Below are 14,707 nucleotides of genomic sequence, written 5' to 3' on the forward strand. Positions count from 1 at the left end.
GTGCCTCAGACGCCCGCGCCGGTCTCCGAGCGGACCAGTGCGTACGTCTGCTGCGCGATCTCCAGCTCCTCGTCCGTCGGTACCACCGCCACGGCCACCCGGGCGTACTCCGGCGAGATCAGCCGCGGCGTGTCGGCCCGTACGGCGTTCAGCTCGCCGTCGACCGCCAGGCCCAGCTCCTCCAGGCCCGCCACGGCCGCCGCGCGCACCGGCGCCGCGTTCTCGCCCACACCGGCGGTGAAGACGACCGCGTCCACCTTGCCCAGCACCGCGTAGTAGGCGCCGATGTACTTCTTCAGCCGGTGGATGTAGATGTCGAAGGCGAGCGCGGCCCGCTCGTCGCCCTCGTCGATACGGCGGCGGATCTCCCGCATGTCGTTGTCGCCGCAGAGCCCCACCAGGCCGCTCTTCTTGTTCAGCAGGGTGTCGATCTCGTCCTCCGACATCCCGGCGACCCGCTTGAGGTGGAACGTCACCGCCGGGTCGATGTCGCCCGAGCGGGTGCCCATGACCAGGCCCTCAAGGGGGGTCAGGCCCATCGAGGTGTCCACGCACCGGCCGCCCCGGACCGCCGACGCGGAGGCGCCGTTGCCCAGGTGCAGGACGATGACGTTGACCTCCGAAGGGTCCTTGCCGAGCAGCTTGGCGGCCTCGCGCGAGACGTACGCGTGCGAGGTGCCGTGGAAGCCGTAGCGGCGGATGCGGTGCGCGTCGGCGGTCTCCACGTCGATCGCGTAGCGCGCGGCGCTCTCCGGCATCGTCGTGTGGAACGCGGTGTCGAAGACCGCGACCTGCGGCAGGTCCGGGCGCAGCGCCTGCGCGGTGCGGATGCCGGTGATGTTCGCCGGGTTGTGCAGCGGGGCGACCGGGACGAGGCGCTCGATCTCCGCCATGACCTCCTCGGTGATCACGGTCGGCGCGCTGAACTTCAGACCGCCGTGCACCACGCGGTGGCCGATCGCGGCGAGCTCCGGCGAGTCCAGGCCGAGCCCGTCCTTGGCCAGCTCCTCGGCGACCGCCTTGAGGGCGGCCGCGTGGTCGGCGATCGGGCCGGTCGTCTCGCGCTTGTCGCCGCCCGTCGCCAGCGGGCTGTGCACCAGGCGCGAGGTGGCCTCGCCGATCCGCTCGACCAGGCCCGCGGCCAGGCGCGCGGAACCGTTCATGTCGAGCAGCTGGTACTTCACCGACGACGAGCCCGAGTTGAGCACGAGGACGCGCGAGGGGAGCGCCTGGGTCGGGTGGGCGGTGGTCATGCGGAGGTCTCCTGCCCCTGTGCCTGGGCCTGGATGGCCGTGATGGCGACGGTGTTGACGATGTCCTGGACGAGGGCGCCGCGCGAGAGGTCGTTGACCGGCTTGCGCAGACCCTGGAGCACCGGGCCCACGGCCACGGCGCCGGCCGAGCGCTGCACGGCCTTGTAGGTGTTGTTGCCGGTGTTGAGGTCCGGGAAGATCAGTACGGTCGCCTGCCCGGCCACCTCCGAGCCCGGCAGCTTGGTCGCGGCCACGGACGGCTCGACGGCCGCGTCGTACTGGATCGGGCCCTCGACGCGCAGGTCCGGGCGCGCCTCGCGGACCAGCTTGGTGGCCTCGCGCACCTTGTCGACGTCGGCGCCGGAGCCGGAGGTGCCCGTCGAGTACGAGAGCATCGCGATCCTCGGCTCCACGCCGAAGCGGGCCGCGGTGGCGGCCGCCTGGACCGCGATGTCGGCCAGCTGCTCGGCGTTCGGGTCCGGGTTGACCGCGCAGTCGCCGTACACCAGCACCTTGTCGGCGAGGCACATGAAGAAGACGGACGAGACGATCGAGGCGTCCGGCTTCGTCTTGATGATCTCGAAGGCGGGGCGGATGGTGGCGGCGGTGGAGTGCACCGAGCCGGAGACCATGCCGTCGGCCAGGCCCTCCTGGACCATCAGCGTGCCGAAGTAGTTCACGTCCGCGACCACGTCGTACGCGAGCTCCACCGTCACGCCCTTGTGCGCGCGCAGCTGGGCGTACCGCTCGGCGAAGCGCTGGCGCAGCTCGGAGGTCTGCGGGTCGGTGATCTCGCACCTGGTGACGTCGATGCCGAGGTCGGCGGCCTTCTTGCGGATGACCTCGACGTCGCCGAGCAGGGTGAGGTCGCAGACGTTGCGGCGCAGCAGGACATCGGCGGCGCGCAGCACGCGCTCCTCGGCGCCCTCGGGCAGCACGACGCGGCGCCGGTTCGCGCGGGCGGTCTCCAGGAGATCGTGCTCGAACATCATCGGGGTGACGCGGCCGCTGCGGGCCACCGACATCCGGGCCAGCAGATCGGCGGTGTCGGTGTGGCGCTCGAAGAGGCCGAGCGCGGTCTCCGCCTTGCGCGGGGTCGCGGCGTTCAACTTGCCCTCAAGCGCGAACAGTTCCTGCGCGGTGGGGAAGGAGCCGCCGCTCACCGCGACCACCGGGGTGCCGGGCGCGAGCCTGTCGGCGAGCGTGAGGATGGCCTCGCCGGGCCGCTCGTCCAGGGTGAGCAGGACGCCCGCTATCGGCGGAGTGCCGGCGCTGTGCGCGGCCAGCGAGCCGACGACCAGGTCGGCGCGGTCGCCCGGGGTCACCACGAGGCAGCCGGGGGTCAGGGCGTTCAGGAAGTTCGGCAGCATCGCGCCGCCGAAGACGAAGTCGAGCGCGTCGCGGGCGAGCCCCGCGTCATCGCCGAGCAGAACCGTTCCGCCGAGTGCCGAGGTGATCTGGGCGACGGTCGGCGCGGCCAGCGCGGCCTCGTCGGGCAGCACATAGCAGGGCACCGGGAAGCGGGCGCCGAGCCGCTCGGCGATCGCGTCGCGGTCCTGCGGATTCACCCGGTTGACGACCAGCGCGAGCACATCGCAGCCCAGGCCCTCGTAGGCGCGGTGGGCGTTGCGCGCTTCGGCCCGCACCGACTCGGCCGTCTGGCCCTTGCCGCCGACCACCGGGATCACGGACGCGCCGAACTCGTTGGCGAGCCGTGCGTTGAGCGCCAGCTCGTCCGGGAGCTGGGTGTCCGCGAAGTCGGTGCCGAGCACGAGGACCACTTCGTAGTCGCGGGCGACCTTGTGGAAGCGGTCGACGAGCTGGGAGACCAGCTCGTCGGTGCCGCGCTCGGCCTGGAGCGCGGACGCCTCGTGGTAGTCCATCCCGTACACGGTCGCCGCGTCCTGCGACAGCCGGTAGCGGGCGCGGAGCAGATCGAACAGCCGGTCGGGGCCGTCGTGCACCAGCGGACGGAACACGCCCACCCGGTCCACCTGGCGGGTCAGGAGCTCCATGACTCCCAGCTCGATGACCTGGCGGCCGTCTCCCCGGTCGATCCCGGTCACGTACACGCTGCGCGTCACGCGTGCTCTCCCCTTCTTGTCTTCGTCGCCTGGCTTCATGGGTGGAAAAAGTGCAGATGGGGCACGGTTTCCCTCTTGACAATACCTCTGCGGGTGGTTAAAGCGCCCGCCGGGCCGAGGGTCCGGGTGGAGGCTGGGAAGAAGGTCCCGGACGGGTGGGACCAAGGACCTGGGGGCCGGTCGGCCGGGACGCAGTGGGCGGGCGGGGCCCGTGCTGTGCGTGTGACAATCGGGTCGTCGGCGCGGTTGCGGGACGTCTGTCGGGACATCTGTCGGATGTTCCGGGTACGTCTTCTCGTACGTCCGCTTCCCGCGCCGCCGAGCACGGCACCGAACGAGCAGGAGACTGAGCACGATGCGCATCGGAGTTCTCACCGCAGGCGGCGACTGTCCCGGCCTGAACGCAGTGATCCGGTCGGTCGTGCACCGGGCCATGACCGGCCACGGCGACGAGGTCATCGGCTTCGAGGACGGCTTCAAGGGCCTGCTCGACGGACACTTCCGCCCGCTCGACCTCAACGCGGTCAGCGGCATCCTCGCGCGCGGCGGCACCATCCTGGGCTCGGCCCGCCTGGAGCGCGCCCGGCTGCGCGAGGCCGCCGAGAACTGCGCGGAGCTCGCCCGCCGCTACGGCATCGACGCGCTCATCCCGATCGGCGGCGAGGGCACGCTGACGGCCGCGCGGATGCTGTCGGACGCCGGGATGCCGGTGGTCGGCGTGCCCAAGACCATCGACAACGACATCTCCTCCACCGACCGCACCTTCGGCTTCGACACCGCCGTCATGGTCGCCACCGAAGCCATCGACCGGCTGAAGACGACCGCCGAGTCGCATCAGCGGGTGATGGTCGTCGAGGTGATGGGACGCCACGCGGGGTGGATCGCGCTGGAGTCCGGCATGGCGGGCGGCGCGCACGGCATCTGTCTGCCGGAGCGGCAGTTCGAGGTGGACGACCTGGTCAAGATGGTCGAGGAGCGGTTCGCGCGGGGCAAGAAGTTCGCGGTCATCTGCGTCGCCGAGGGCGCGCACCCGGCCGAGGGCTCCATGCCGTACGAGAAGGGCGCGATCGACCAGTACGGACACGAGCGGTTCGCGGGCATCGGCAACCGGCTCGCGGTGGAGCTGGAGCGGCGCCTGGGCAAGGAGGCCCGGCCGGTCATCCTCGGCCATGTGCAGCGCGGCGGTGTGCCGACCGCGTACGACCGGGTCCTGGCGACCCGGTTCGGGTGGCACGCGGTGGAGGCGGTGCACCGGGGCGACTTCGGCAACATGACCGCGCTGCGGGGCACGGACATCGTGATGGCCCCGCTGGCGTCGGCGGTCACCGAACTGAAGACGGTCCCGGCGGACCGGATGTTCGAGGCGGAGTCGGTGTTCTGACCTGATCCGGTCCCCGGTGCGGGTGGCCTACTCCTGCGCCAGTGCCCAGAAGTGGTCCACTATGCGGTCCAGGAACTCGCGGCCCGCGTCGCCCGTCGTCTGGTCCGCCGGTGTGCCGCTGGTGCCCCAGCTCATCGTGGACACCATGCGGCCCTGGTAGTCGGTGTGCAGTTGTTCCAGGACGTCCTGGAGGTGGTGGCGGGGCAGCGGCAGGAGCTTGGTGGCCGGGCGGACGTAGGCCTGCCAGCGGGTGGTGACCGCGCTGCGCAGCAGTTCCGCCAGCTCGTCCTCCTGGCCGGTCGCCGTGACGTACTCGCGCAGGCTCAGGCCAAGGGCCTCGGACAGCGCCTGGGACTGGCGTTCGTTGCCGCGCCAGCGGCCCGACTCCTCCATCTTCAGATACGCCCCGGCCTCCACCCCGACCCGCCGCGCCAGGTCCTCGGCGCTGAGCCCGCGCGCCATCCGGTGCTCGCGCAGCGTGGCCGCCGCGGCCATCAGATCGCCCGGCGAGCACCACAGCACCCCCGCGAGCGCGGTGAGCTCACGGGAGTCGGGGGTGGCCAGGCCCCGCTCCCACAGGAGGACGGTCTCGGGGGAGACCCGCAGCCCGTACTGGGCGTACAGGCCGTAGGCGACATGGCCGGGCGCCATGCCCAGCGCCTCGCGCAGACGGCGCATGGCGGGGGCGTTGAAGGGCGGGGTGGGGTGCACGGGCACACCGTAGGTGCACAGGGTGACGGGTGACCACGGTGTGTTCGCCCAAATCTGGCAGTCCGTAGGAACGTACGTCTCCATTTATCGGATACGTCACGACGGCCCGCTCACCCCTTGACCGCTCCTCCCAGCGCGAATCCGCCGCCCAGGCGCCCCGCGATCGCCACGTACAGGAGGAGCACAGGTGTCGAGTAGAGGATCGAGAAGGCGGCGAGTTCGCCGTAGACCGCCGAACCGTAGTTGCCGAAGAAGGTGAAGATCGAGACCGAGGCGGGCAGTCGGTCGGGGGAGAGCAGGAGCATGAAGGGGACGAAGAAGTTCCCCCACAGCATGATGAAGGTGTAGATCGTCACGACCAGCACGCCCGGCCCCATCAGCGGCAGGATCACCCGCCACAGCGTCTGCGGCATCGACGCCCCGTCGGTCCAGGCCGCCTCCTCCAGGACGCGCGGCACCCCGTCCATGAAGTTCTTCATCAGCCAGATGGCGAACGGGAGTTGGGAGGCGGCGAGGAAGAGCGCCGTGCCGTACATCGTGTCGATCAGGTCGACCTGCACGAACAGCCCGTACACCGGCACCATGACCGCCGTGATCGGCAGACACGTGGTGAACAGGACCGTCAGGAGGTACGGGCGGGTCAGCCGCGAGCGGTAGCGCGAGAGCGGGTAGGCGGCGAGCACCGCGCACGCCACCGTCAGCGCGGTCGCCCCGCCGCACAGGATCAGGCTGTTGAGCATCGGTGTGAAGGTGATGTCGTCGGTCCACACGGCCGAGAAGTTGTCCAGGGTCGGCGAGCCGGGCACCCGTACCCGCAGGTCCGCCTCGGTGTCCAGCGACGAGAGCAGCACCCACAGCAGCGGGAGCGCGAAGGCCGCGGCGGCGCCGAGCAGCGCGGCGTCGGCCGCGAGGCGCTGCTTGGTGCGGCGCCGCATCACACCTCCACCCGCATCAGCCGCAGATAGACCACGGAGAACAACGCTCCCACCACAAGGAGCAGCAGGGCAACGGCCGTTCCGTATCCGATCAGGCTCTTCAGGAACGCCTGGTCGTACATGAACACCGGGAGCGTCTGGCTGCGCCGGCCCGGGCCGCCCCGGGTCATCGCCCAGATCAGCCCGAAGACGGAGAGCGTCTGGAGGGTGTTGAGCATCAGGTTGGTGCCGATGGAGCGGCGGATCATCGGCAGCGTGATGTGCCACAGGCGCCGGATCCCGCTGGCGCCGTCGACCTCTGCCGCCTCGGTGATCTCCCGCGGGATCTCGGCGAGCGCGGCCGAGTAGATCAGCATCGAGAACGCGGTTCCGCGCCACACGTTGGCGAACGACACCGCCAGGATCGGCAGCCCGAACAGCCAGTTCTGGGTGGGCAGATGGAGCCAGCCGAGGATCGCGTCGAGGGTGCCCTCGCGGCGGAAGAACGCGTACAGCAGGAACGCGGCGACGATCTCCGGCAGCACCCAGGCCGCGATCACCAGCGTCCCGGTGAGGGTGCGCACCGGCCGCGAGGCGCGCCGCATCAGCGCGGCGAGCGCGAGCCCGAGGGTGTTCTGCCCGACGATCGAGGAGAGCACCGTGAACACCACGGTCAGCCAGACGGCGTTGCGGAACCCGGGGTCGGCGAACGCCCGCCGGAAGTTGGCGAACCCGACGAAGCTGGTGCCGGACGAGCCGGTCAACTGCATGTCCGTGAAGGCGATGTAGACGCAGTAGCCGATGGGGCCGGCCAGAAAGAGCAGCAGGAGCAGGGTGGCGGGGGCGAGCGGGAGCCAGCGCAGCGGCCGGGCCGTCACCGGGCCGTCACCGCGCCCTGCGCGATCGCCTTCAGCTGGCCGTCATACGCCTTGGCCGCGTCCGCCGCCGAGGAGTCGCCCGTGGTCACCGCCTCCATCGCCTCCCCGATCGCGGTCGACACCTGCGGATAGACCGGCAGCGCGGGGCGGTAGCGGGTGTCCTTCACCAGGCCGGTGAAGAAGTCGATCCCCGGCATCGACTTCAGATACGCCGGGTCCGCGGCCACGTCGTCGCGCACCGCGATCTGCGCGTCCACCACATCCCACTTCACCGCGTTGGCGGGCGTCTGCAACAGCTTGACGAACTCCCAGGCCAGGTCCGGGTTCTTGGCCTTCTGCGGGATCGCCCAGGTCCAGCCGCCGGACATGGAGATCCGGCCGGGCGCCTGTCCGTCCTTGGTCGGCATCGCGGCCCGGCCGAGCGCGGTCGGCCAGGACGGCCACGGTTTGGCGCCCTTGGCGGTCCAGAACTGCCCCAGCCACGAGCCGTCGAGCGCGATCGCCAGCTTCCCCTCGGGCAGCCACTCGGTGGCGACCCGGGTGTTCACATTGGCGTCGAGCGCGTCGGAGACGTCCGGGCCCAGCTTCTCCCCGTACACCGTCCGTACGAAGGAGAGCGCGTCCCGGAACCCCTGCGAGCCGGTGATCCATTTGCGCTGGGCCGGGTCGTACAGCGGGTTCTCGCCCGTGCCGTACAGAAGCATCTCGAAGCCCTGCATCACCGCCGCCTCGCCGACCGCCTTGCCGGTCAGGACGTTGAGCGGGATGACGCCGGGGACCATCTTCTTGATGGTGCGGGCGGCGTCCAGGATGTCCGCCCAGTTCCTCGGCTGCCAGTCGACGGGCAGCCCGGCCTTGGTGAAGATCGCCTTGTTGAACCACAGGCCCCGGGTGTCCGTGCCGTCCGGCACCCCGTACGTCCTGCCGTCCTCCGCCTTGGCGGCCGCCTTCGCCGTGGGGACGAAGCGGCTCCAGGAGTCCCAGGCGGCCAGCTTGTCGTCGAGGGGTCTCAAGTACCCGGCCTTGATATCCGAGTTGATGCGGAAGGTGTCCTCGTAGACGAGGTCCGGCGCGGTCTTGGCGGAGCGCATCATCTGCTGCGCCTTGGTGGCGTAGTCGTTGTCCGGGGCCTGGATCGGGACGAGCTTGATCTTCTTGCCGGGGTGGTCCTTCTCGAACCGCTCCTTCACCGACGAGAGGAAGTCGTCCTTGAAGCGGACCTTGTTGTCGGTCGAGCGGTTGTAGGCGACCTTGACGGTGCCCGAGTCGCCGCCGGAGCCGCCGCAGGCGGCGAGCGAACCGGCGGCGAGCGCGGTGGCGAGGACGAACGGGGCAACGGCGGTGGGGCGCACGGCACGACCTCCTCTGGCCACGAATGGCTGCCCGGTGAACGTAAAGCCGCCGGTGGTCATGGTCAATGGGGCCGAATCGGACTGACGGTCCGTCAACTTCCCTGTCAGTGGCGGGAGTCGACCCAGCGGTACTGGAGCTCCGGGCGCCCGATCTGCCCGTACTGCGGGGTGCGCTCGGCGCGGCCCGTGTCGACCAGGTGCTCCAGATAGCGGCGGGCGGTGATCCGCGAGATGCCGACCGCCTCGCCCGCCGCCGTCGCCGTGACGCCCGCCGCCGAGGCGCGCAGGGTGCGGGTGACGGCCTGGAGGGTGGGGGCGCTGAGCCCCTTGGGCAGGGCGGTGGGTTGCGGCGCGCGCAGCGTGGACAGCGCCCGGTCCACCTCCTCCTGCCCGCTGGCCTCCCCGGCCGTGGCACGGAACTCGGCGTAGCGCACCAGCCGGTCGCGCAGGGTGGCGAAGGTGAAGGGCTTCAGTACGTACTGGACCACGCCGAGCGAGACGCCCTCGCGGACCATCGTCAGATCGCGGGCCGAGGTCACCGCGATCACATCGGCGCTGTGTCCGGCCGCCCGCAGCGAGCGGACCAGCTGGAGGCCGTGCCCGTCGGGGAGGTAGAGGTCGAGGAGCAGCAGGTCGGCCTCGACGCGGTCGAGCGCGCGCAGCGCCTCGGCCCGCGAGTGGGCGACCCCGGCGACCGTGAAGCCGGGCACCCGCCCGACGTAGAGCCGGTGCGCGTCGGCGGCGACCGGGTCGTCCTCGACGACCAGCACTCTGATGGGACCGTCGGCGCTCATACCGGCACGGCCTCACTGCGCACCAGCGGCAGCCGTACGGTGAACTCGGCTCCCCCGTAAGGCCCTTGGGCGAGCTCCACGTTCCCGCCGTGCCGCGCCACGGTCAGCCGGACCAGCGCGAGCCCGATCCCGCGGCCGGGGCTCTTGGTGGACCAGCCGCGCTCGAAGACCGCGTCGGCCGCCGCCGGGTCGACGCCCGCCCCGCTGTCCGCCACCCGTACGAGAAGGTGCTCGTCCTCGGTGGCCAGCGTGACCGCCACCCGGGCGAGCGTGCTGCCCTGGGCCGCGTCGACCGCGTTGTCCACCAGGTTGCCGAGGACGGTGACCAGGTCGCGCGAGGGCAGGGTGGGCGGCAGCAGGCCGTCCTCGATCGCGCTGCCCTCGGTCAGGGTCAGCTCGACGCCGCGCTCGTTGGCCTGGGCGGCCTTGCCGAGCAGCAGCGCGGCGAGCACCGGCTCGCCGACCGCCGTGACGACCTGGTCGGTGAGGGCCTGGGCGAGCTCCAGCTCGGCGGTGGCGAACCGCACGGCCTCCTCGGCCCGGCCCAGCTCGATCAGCGAGACCACCGTGTGCAGCCGGTTGGCGGCCTCGTGCGCCTGCGCCCGCAGCGCCTGGGTGAATCCGCGCTCGGAGTCCAACTCCCCTGAAAGGGCCTGGAGTTCCGTGTGGTCGCGCAGGGTCACCACGGTGCCCCGGCGGCCGCCGCTGGAGACCGGCCGGGTGTTCACCACCACGATCCGGTCGGCGGTCATATGCACCTCGTCCGCCCTCGGCTCGCTCGCGAGCAGCGCCCCGACGAGCGGCGCGGGCAGCCCGAGCCCGGCGACCGAGCGGCCCACCGCGTCCTCGCCGAGCCCCAGGAGCTCGCGGCCGCCGTCGTTGATCAGCGCGATCCGGCGCTGCCCGTCCAGCATGAGCAGCCCCTCGCGCACGGCGTGCAGGGCGGCCTGGTGGTAGTCGTGCATCCGGCTCAGCTCGGCCGCGTTCATGCCGTGGGTGTGCCGCCGCAGCCGCGCGTTGATCACGTATGTGCCGAGCCCGCCGAACGCCAGCACCCCGGAGGCGACCGCGAGCAGCGCCGCGACCTGCTTGCGCACCTGCTCGCTGATCTTGTCGATGGTGATGCCCGCGCTGACCAGGGCGGTGATCCGGCCGTGGTCGCGCACCGGCGCCACGACCCGCACCGAGGGCCCGAGCACGCCCATGTGGGTCTCGCTGAACGTCTCGCCGCGCAGCGCGGGCCGGATGTCGCCTAGGTACTTGCGGCCGATCTCGCCGGGCACCGGATGCGTCCAGCGCGTCCCGTCGGGCGCCAGGACCACCACGAAGTCGACGCCCGAGGTGTGCCGCAGCGTCTCCGCGTACGGCTGCAGGACGGCCGTCGGGTCCTTGGAGCGGGCCGCCTCCACCACGGCGGGGGAGGTGGCGACGGCGGTCGCGATCGCGGTGGTCTGCCGCCGCGCGGTCTCCTCGGCCTGCGCCCTGTCCTGGACGTACGAGTAGAGCGCGCAGCCCGCCACGATCGCCGCGACCAGCACCGCCTGCATGGCGAAGAGCTGGCCCGCGAGGGAGCGGGGACGGGGAATGCGCATGCCGGACAGTCTGCACCTGCGCAGGTCGCGGTTTGAACAAGGTGCGTGAACGAAATGCACGCAACGGTGACCCGCGTCACAGCCTGGTGGATAGTCGCGGGGATCCACCGGGACGTGGACCGACGTACGCGGGACGCGTACGGGAAGCATCAGGAGGCACCCCGTGACCACAGCAGCCGCCAGGCGGGACCGACCCCAGGCCCCCGAGGGCCGGGGGGAGCGCCGTACCCACTACCTCTACCTCGCCGTCGTCGGCGCGGTACTGATCGGCATCGCGGTGGGCTTCGCAGCCCCCGGCGTCGCCGTCGAGCTGAAGCCCATCGGCACCGGTTTCGTGAACCTGATCAAGATGCTGATCTCGCCGATCATCTTCTGCACGATCGTGCTCGGCATCGGCTCGGTCCGCAAAGCCGCCAAGGTCGGCGTGGTCGGCGGCCTCGCGCTCGGCTACTTCCTGGTGATGTCGACCGTGGCGCTCGCCATCGGCCTGGTCGTCGGCAACATCCTGGAGCCCGGCTCCGGACTGCACCTGACCGAGGCCACCCGGCACGCGGGTGCCAAGCAGGCGGCCGGGGCCAGCGAGTCGACCGCCGACTTCCTGCTCGGGATCATCCCCAAGACGATGGTCTCGGCGTTCACCGAGGGCCAGGTCCTCCAGACGCTCCTGATCGCGCTGCTCGTCGGCTTCGCGCTGCAGGCCATGGGCTCGGCGGGCGAGCCGGTGCTGCGCGGCATCGGCCACATCCAGAAGCTGGTCTTCCGGATCCTCTCGATGGTGATGTGGGCGGCGCCGGTCGGCGCGTTCGGCGCCATCGCGGCGGTGGTCGGCGAGACCGGCACGGACGCGCTGAAATCGCTGGCCGTGATCATGATCGGCTTCTACATCACCTGCGCGCTCTTCGTCTTCGTGGTCCTCGGCACCCTGCTGCGGCTGCTCGCCGGAGTGAACATCTTCCGGCTCCTGAAGTACCTGGGCCGCGAGTTCCTGCTGATCCTGTCCACCTCGTCCTCGGAGACCGCGCTGCCGCGCCTGATCGCCAAGATGGAGCACCTGGGGGTCAGCCGCGCGGTGGCCGGCATCACGGTCCCGACCGGCTACTCCTTCAACCTCGACGGCACCGCGATCTACCTCACGATGTCCTCGCTCTTCATCGCCAACGCGATGGGCCAGCCGATGAGCGCGGGCCAGCAGATCTCGCTGCTCCTGTTCATGATCGTCGCCTCCAAGGGTGCGGCGGGCGTGACCGGCGCGGGCCTGGCCACCCTGGCCGGCGGCCTCCAGTCGCACCGCCCCGGACTGGTCGACGGCGTCGGCCTGATCGTCGGCATCGACCGTTTCATGAGCGAGGCGCGGGCGCTGACCAACTTCGCGGGCAACGCGGTGGCGACGGTTCTGGTGGGTACCTGGACCAAGGAGATCGACAAGGCGCGGGTGGAGGAGGTGCTGGCGGGCAGGGCGCCGTTCGACGACGTGACGTTCGCGTCGGGCGACGGCCACGGCGACCAGGACTCTCCCGGTTCGCCTGCCGACGCCCCGGCGGAAGTCCCTGATCAGCGGGAACCCGCCACCCCGTGAGCGCGTCTGGACAGGCGTCCACTACGGTGCGGGGCGTCCGTCCGGAAGCGGGTGACGGGGAGAGAAGGCGAGCATGAAGATCGACTGGGACCGGCGTACGTGCGCACGGCGCGGCCATGTGACGTACGAGCCGCACGAGGCGGAGCTGAAGCAGCGGCTGCGCGCCCACACCGGGCTCGGCGAGGCCTGGCGCTGTCTGCGCTGCGGCGACTTCGCCCTCGGCACCCCGCACGGCTCGGGACCGGCGGACGACGCGCCGCTGGTGCCGCGCGGAAAGGTCCTGCGGGACCTGTTCATCCTGCGGTTCCTGGCCGTCGAGCGGCTGGTGCGCGGGGTGTTCATCGTCCTGGTGGCGCTCGCCATCTGGAAGTTCAGCAACAGCCAGGACTCGGTGCGCCGGCTCTTCGACGAGAACCTGGACGTCTTCCGCCCGGTCTTCCAGCACTTCCACTACGACCTGGACCACTCGCCGGTCGTCGACTCCATCCGCAAGTCGTTCGGCTACAAGCACTCCACGCTGGTGGGCGTGGCGGTGGCGCTGCTCGTGTACGCGCTGATCGAGATCGTCGAGGCGGTCGGCCTGTGGCGGGCCAAGCGCTGGGCGGAGTACCTGACGGTGGTGGCGACGGCGATGTTCCTGCCGCTGGAGATCTACGAACTCACCGAGAAGGTCAGCTACTTCAAGATCGTCACGCTGGCGCTCAATGCGCTCGCCGTGCTCTACATCCTGCTCTCCAAGCGCCTGTTCGGCCTGCGCGGCGGGCGGGCAGCCTTTGAGGCGGAGCGACACAGCGCGTCGCTGATGGAAGTCGAGGCGACGGCCGGTCTCGCGGTGGGGACGACGTGAAGGGACTCGGACGATGACAACAACGACAACGGCGACAACAGCGGTGCGGACGACGAGGACGACCACCCTGACCAGCAGGGGTGTCCGGCGGGCGGCCGTGGTGCTGGCCCTGCTGCTCGGCGGGGCCCTGGTGGCCCCGGCGGCGGCGGAGGCCGCGCCGCCGAGCGCGGTGGTGCGTACGGTGGCGGCGACGGTGTCCGAGGCGCGTACGACGGGCGCACAGGCGCCCGCCGCGCAGACGGTGGCCTACAGGGCGCACGACAAGTCGGCGCACACCACCCTCGCCAAGCCGAAGAAGAAAAAGAAGAAGAGCTTCCTCAAGAAGCTGGGCATCTTCCTGCTGGTGATCTTCCTGCTCTTCGTCGCGCTGGTGGTCCTGGTGATCTGGTGGATCGTGCGGAAGATCCGCAACCGGCGCCGCCACTGAGCCGGTCGTACGGCGAGGCCGGTCAGGGCAGCAGCGCCAGTTCCTCCTCGCCGAGCACGAGGTCGGCGGCCGCGGCCGAGTCCCGTACGGACTCGGGGCGGCTGCCGCCCGGGATGGGCACGACGTTCGGCGACCGGCCGAGCAGCCAGGCCAGCGCGACCTGTTGAGGGCTGACTCCGCGTTCGCGGGCCACCGTGTGGAACCCGTCGAACGCGGGGTCGGCCGCCACCGCCGACGCCCCGTCCAGCGAGCTGCGGGAGATGCCGCCGAGGGGGCTCCAGGGCAGGAAGGCCAGGCCCAGCTCGGCGGTGAGACGCAGCTCGGGCTCGGTGTCGCGCACGGCGGGGGAGTACCGGTTCTGCACGGAGACCAGCCGGTCCCCGAGGATGTCCCGCGCCTGCCGGATCTGCGCCTCGGTGACGTTGGAGATCCCGGCGAGCCGGATGACGCCCTCGTCGAGGAGTTCGCGCAGCGCGCCGAGCGATTCCGTGAACGGGACGGCGGGGTCGGGCTTGTGCAGCTGGTACAGCCCGATGGCGTCGGTGCCGAGCCGGCGCAGCGAGCCCTTCGCGGCCGCCTTCAGGTGCTCCGGCCGCCCGTCGACACTCCAGTCCCCGTCGTCCGTACGCCCCCGCCCGCCCTTCGTCGCGACCAGTACGCCGTCGAGGGAGCCGCCGTACGAGCCGAGCGCGCGGGCGAGCAGCAGCTCGTTGTGGCCCCTTTCGCCGCCGGGGGCGTAGTACGAGTCGGCGGTGTCGAGGAGGGTGACGCCCGCGTCGAGGGCGGCGTGGACGGTGGCGAGGGCACGGCTCTCGTCGGGGTGCCCTTCGATGGAGAGCGGCATGGCGCCGTACCCGATGGCGCTGACCAACAGATCCCCAAGTGCGCGGTACCGCAT

General features: G+C 71.2%; 13 protein-coding genes. 4 read left to right on the plus strand and 9 right to left on the minus strand.

The window, feature by feature from the left end; genetic code table 11:
* Positions 1–5: 5 nt before the first annotated feature.
* Together ACGFRG_RS16865 and pta are read right to left on the minus strand one after the other, a co-directional pair.
* Complete coding sequence (locus tag ACGFRG_RS16865) at positions 6–1,253, minus strand: acetate kinase (protein ID WP_361420749.1); 1,248 nt, start codon at positions 1,251–1,253, stop codon at positions 6–8.
* Positions 1,250–3,337: a phosphate acetyltransferase gene (pta, locus tag ACGFRG_RS16870; RefSeq protein WP_361420746.1), complete on the minus strand. Its 2,088-nt coding sequence runs from the start codon at positions 3,335–3,337 to the stop codon at positions 1,250–1,252. Before pta ends, ACGFRG_RS16865 begins: the two co-directional genes overlap by 4 nt.
* A gap of 355 nt (positions 3,338–3,692) precedes the next feature.
* Between pta and ACGFRG_RS16875 the strand changes: the two genes are divergently transcribed.
* Positions 3,693–4,718 carry an ATP-dependent 6-phosphofructokinase gene (locus ACGFRG_RS16875; RefSeq protein ID WP_361420743.1) on the plus strand — a complete coding sequence of 342 codons (1,026 nt, stop codon included), beginning with the start codon at positions 3,693–3,695 and terminating at the stop codon, positions 4,716–4,718.
* 27 nt (positions 4,719–4,745) lie between these two features.
* Here ACGFRG_RS16875 and ACGFRG_RS16880 read toward each other — a convergent pair whose 3' ends face one another.
* The 6 genes from ACGFRG_RS16880 to ACGFRG_RS16905 form a co-directional block, all read right to left on the minus strand.
* The gene (locus ACGFRG_RS16880; RefSeq protein ID WP_393264910.1) at positions 4,746–5,396 is read right to left on the minus strand and encodes a helix-turn-helix domain-containing protein; all 651 of its coding nucleotides are present in this window, start codon (positions 5,394–5,396) and stop codon (positions 4,746–4,748) included.
* A gap of 143 nt (positions 5,397–5,539) precedes the next feature.
* A complete protein-coding gene (locus tag ACGFRG_RS16885; RefSeq protein ID WP_361420740.1) occupies positions 5,540–6,364 on the minus strand; it encodes a carbohydrate ABC transporter permease in 825 nt (274 codons plus the stop codon).
* Positions 6,364–7,221, minus strand: coding sequence for a sugar ABC transporter permease (locus ACGFRG_RS16890; protein ID WP_361420737.1), 858 nt, complete (start codon positions 7,219–7,221; stop codon positions 6,364–6,366). The genes ACGFRG_RS16885 and ACGFRG_RS16890 overlap by 1 nt, the downstream gene beginning before the upstream one ends.
* Positions 7,218–8,573 (minus strand): extracellular solute-binding protein, encoded by a 1,356-nt coding sequence (locus tag ACGFRG_RS16895; RefSeq protein WP_361420734.1) that lies wholly within the window; start codon positions 8,571–8,573, stop codon positions 7,218–7,220. Before ACGFRG_RS16895 ends, ACGFRG_RS16890 begins: the two co-directional genes overlap by 4 nt.
* A 104-nt stretch (positions 8,574–8,677) precedes the next feature.
* Entirely contained in the window at positions 8,678–9,367 is a 690-nt protein-coding gene (locus ACGFRG_RS16900; RefSeq protein ID WP_361420731.1) for a response regulator, read from the minus strand.
* A complete protein-coding gene (locus ACGFRG_RS16905; RefSeq protein WP_393264598.1) occupies positions 9,364–10,959 on the minus strand; it encodes an ATP-binding protein in 1,596 nt (531 codons plus the stop codon). The genes ACGFRG_RS16900 and ACGFRG_RS16905 overlap by 4 nt, the downstream gene beginning before the upstream one ends.
* A 163-nt stretch (positions 10,960–11,122) precedes the next feature.
* Here ACGFRG_RS16905 and ACGFRG_RS16910 point away from each other — a divergent pair, with 163 nt between their 5' ends.
* The 3 genes from ACGFRG_RS16910 (at position 11,123) to ACGFRG_RS16920 (ending at position 13,809) form a co-directional block, all read left to right on the plus strand.
* Positions 11,123–12,535 (plus strand): cation:dicarboxylate symporter family transporter, encoded by a 1,413-nt coding sequence (locus ACGFRG_RS16910; RefSeq protein WP_393264601.1) that lies wholly within the window; start codon positions 11,123–11,125, stop codon positions 12,533–12,535.
* A gap of 73 nt (positions 12,536–12,608) precedes the next feature.
* Positions 12,609–13,382: a DUF2127 domain-containing protein gene (locus tag ACGFRG_RS16915; protein ID WP_361420722.1), complete on the plus strand. Its 774-nt coding sequence runs from the start codon at positions 12,609–12,611 to the stop codon at positions 13,380–13,382.
* Between the two features lie 13 nt (positions 13,383–13,395).
* Positions 13,396–13,809, plus strand: coding sequence for a hypothetical protein (locus ACGFRG_RS16920; RefSeq protein WP_393264604.1), 414 nt, complete (start codon positions 13,396–13,398; stop codon positions 13,807–13,809).
* Between the two features lie 22 nt (positions 13,810–13,831).
* On the opposite strand, the gene ACGFRG_RS16925 is transcribed toward ACGFRG_RS16920, so the two are convergent.
* Entirely contained in the window at positions 13,832–14,707 is an 876-nt protein-coding gene (locus ACGFRG_RS16925; RefSeq protein WP_393264606.1) for an aldo/keto reductase, read from the minus strand.

The organism is Streptomyces sp. NPDC048696, assembly GCF_043198895.1.
In the GTDB taxonomy this organism is placed as follows: Bacteria; Actinomycetota; Actinomycetes; order Streptomycetales; family Streptomycetaceae; genus Streptomyces.

What these genes read in the sequence shown, in the direction of transcription:
- ACGFRG_RS16865 (WP_361420749.1), bottom strand. Translation starts at nt 1,253, where the DNA reads ATGACCACCGCCCACCCGACCCAGGCGCTCCCCTCGCGCGTCCTCGTG.
- ACGFRG_RS16875 (WP_361420743.1), top strand. Translation starts at nt 3,693, where the DNA reads ATGCGCATCGGAGTTCTCACCGCAGGCGGCGACTGTCCCGGCCTGAAC.
- ACGFRG_RS16880 (WP_393264910.1), bottom strand. Translation starts at nt 5,396, where the DNA reads ATGCGCCGTCTGCGCGAGGCGCTGGGCATGGCGCCCGGCCATGTCGCC.
- ACGFRG_RS16885 (WP_361420740.1), bottom strand. Translation starts at nt 6,364, where the DNA reads ATGCGGCGCCGCACCAAGCAGCGCCTCGCGGCCGACGCCGCGCTGCTC.
- ACGFRG_RS16900 (WP_361420731.1), bottom strand. Translation starts at nt 9,367, where the DNA reads ATGAGCGCCGACGGTCCCATCAGAGTGCTGGTCGTCGAGGACGACCCG.
- ACGFRG_RS16905 (WP_393264598.1), bottom strand. Translation starts at nt 10,959, where the DNA reads ATGCGCATTCCCCGTCCCCGCTCCCTCGCGGGCCAGCTCTTCGCCATG.
- ACGFRG_RS16915 (WP_361420722.1), top strand. Translation starts at nt 12,609, where the DNA reads ATGAAGATCGACTGGGACCGGCGTACGTGCGCACGGCGCGGCCATGTG.
- ACGFRG_RS16920 (WP_393264604.1), top strand. Translation starts at nt 13,396, where the DNA reads ATGACAACAACGACAACGGCGACAACAGCGGTGCGGACGACGAGGACG.
- ACGFRG_RS16925 (WP_393264606.1), bottom strand. Translation starts at nt 14,707, where the DNA reads ATGCGGTACCGCGCACTTGGGGATCTGTTGGTCAGCGCCATCGGGTAC.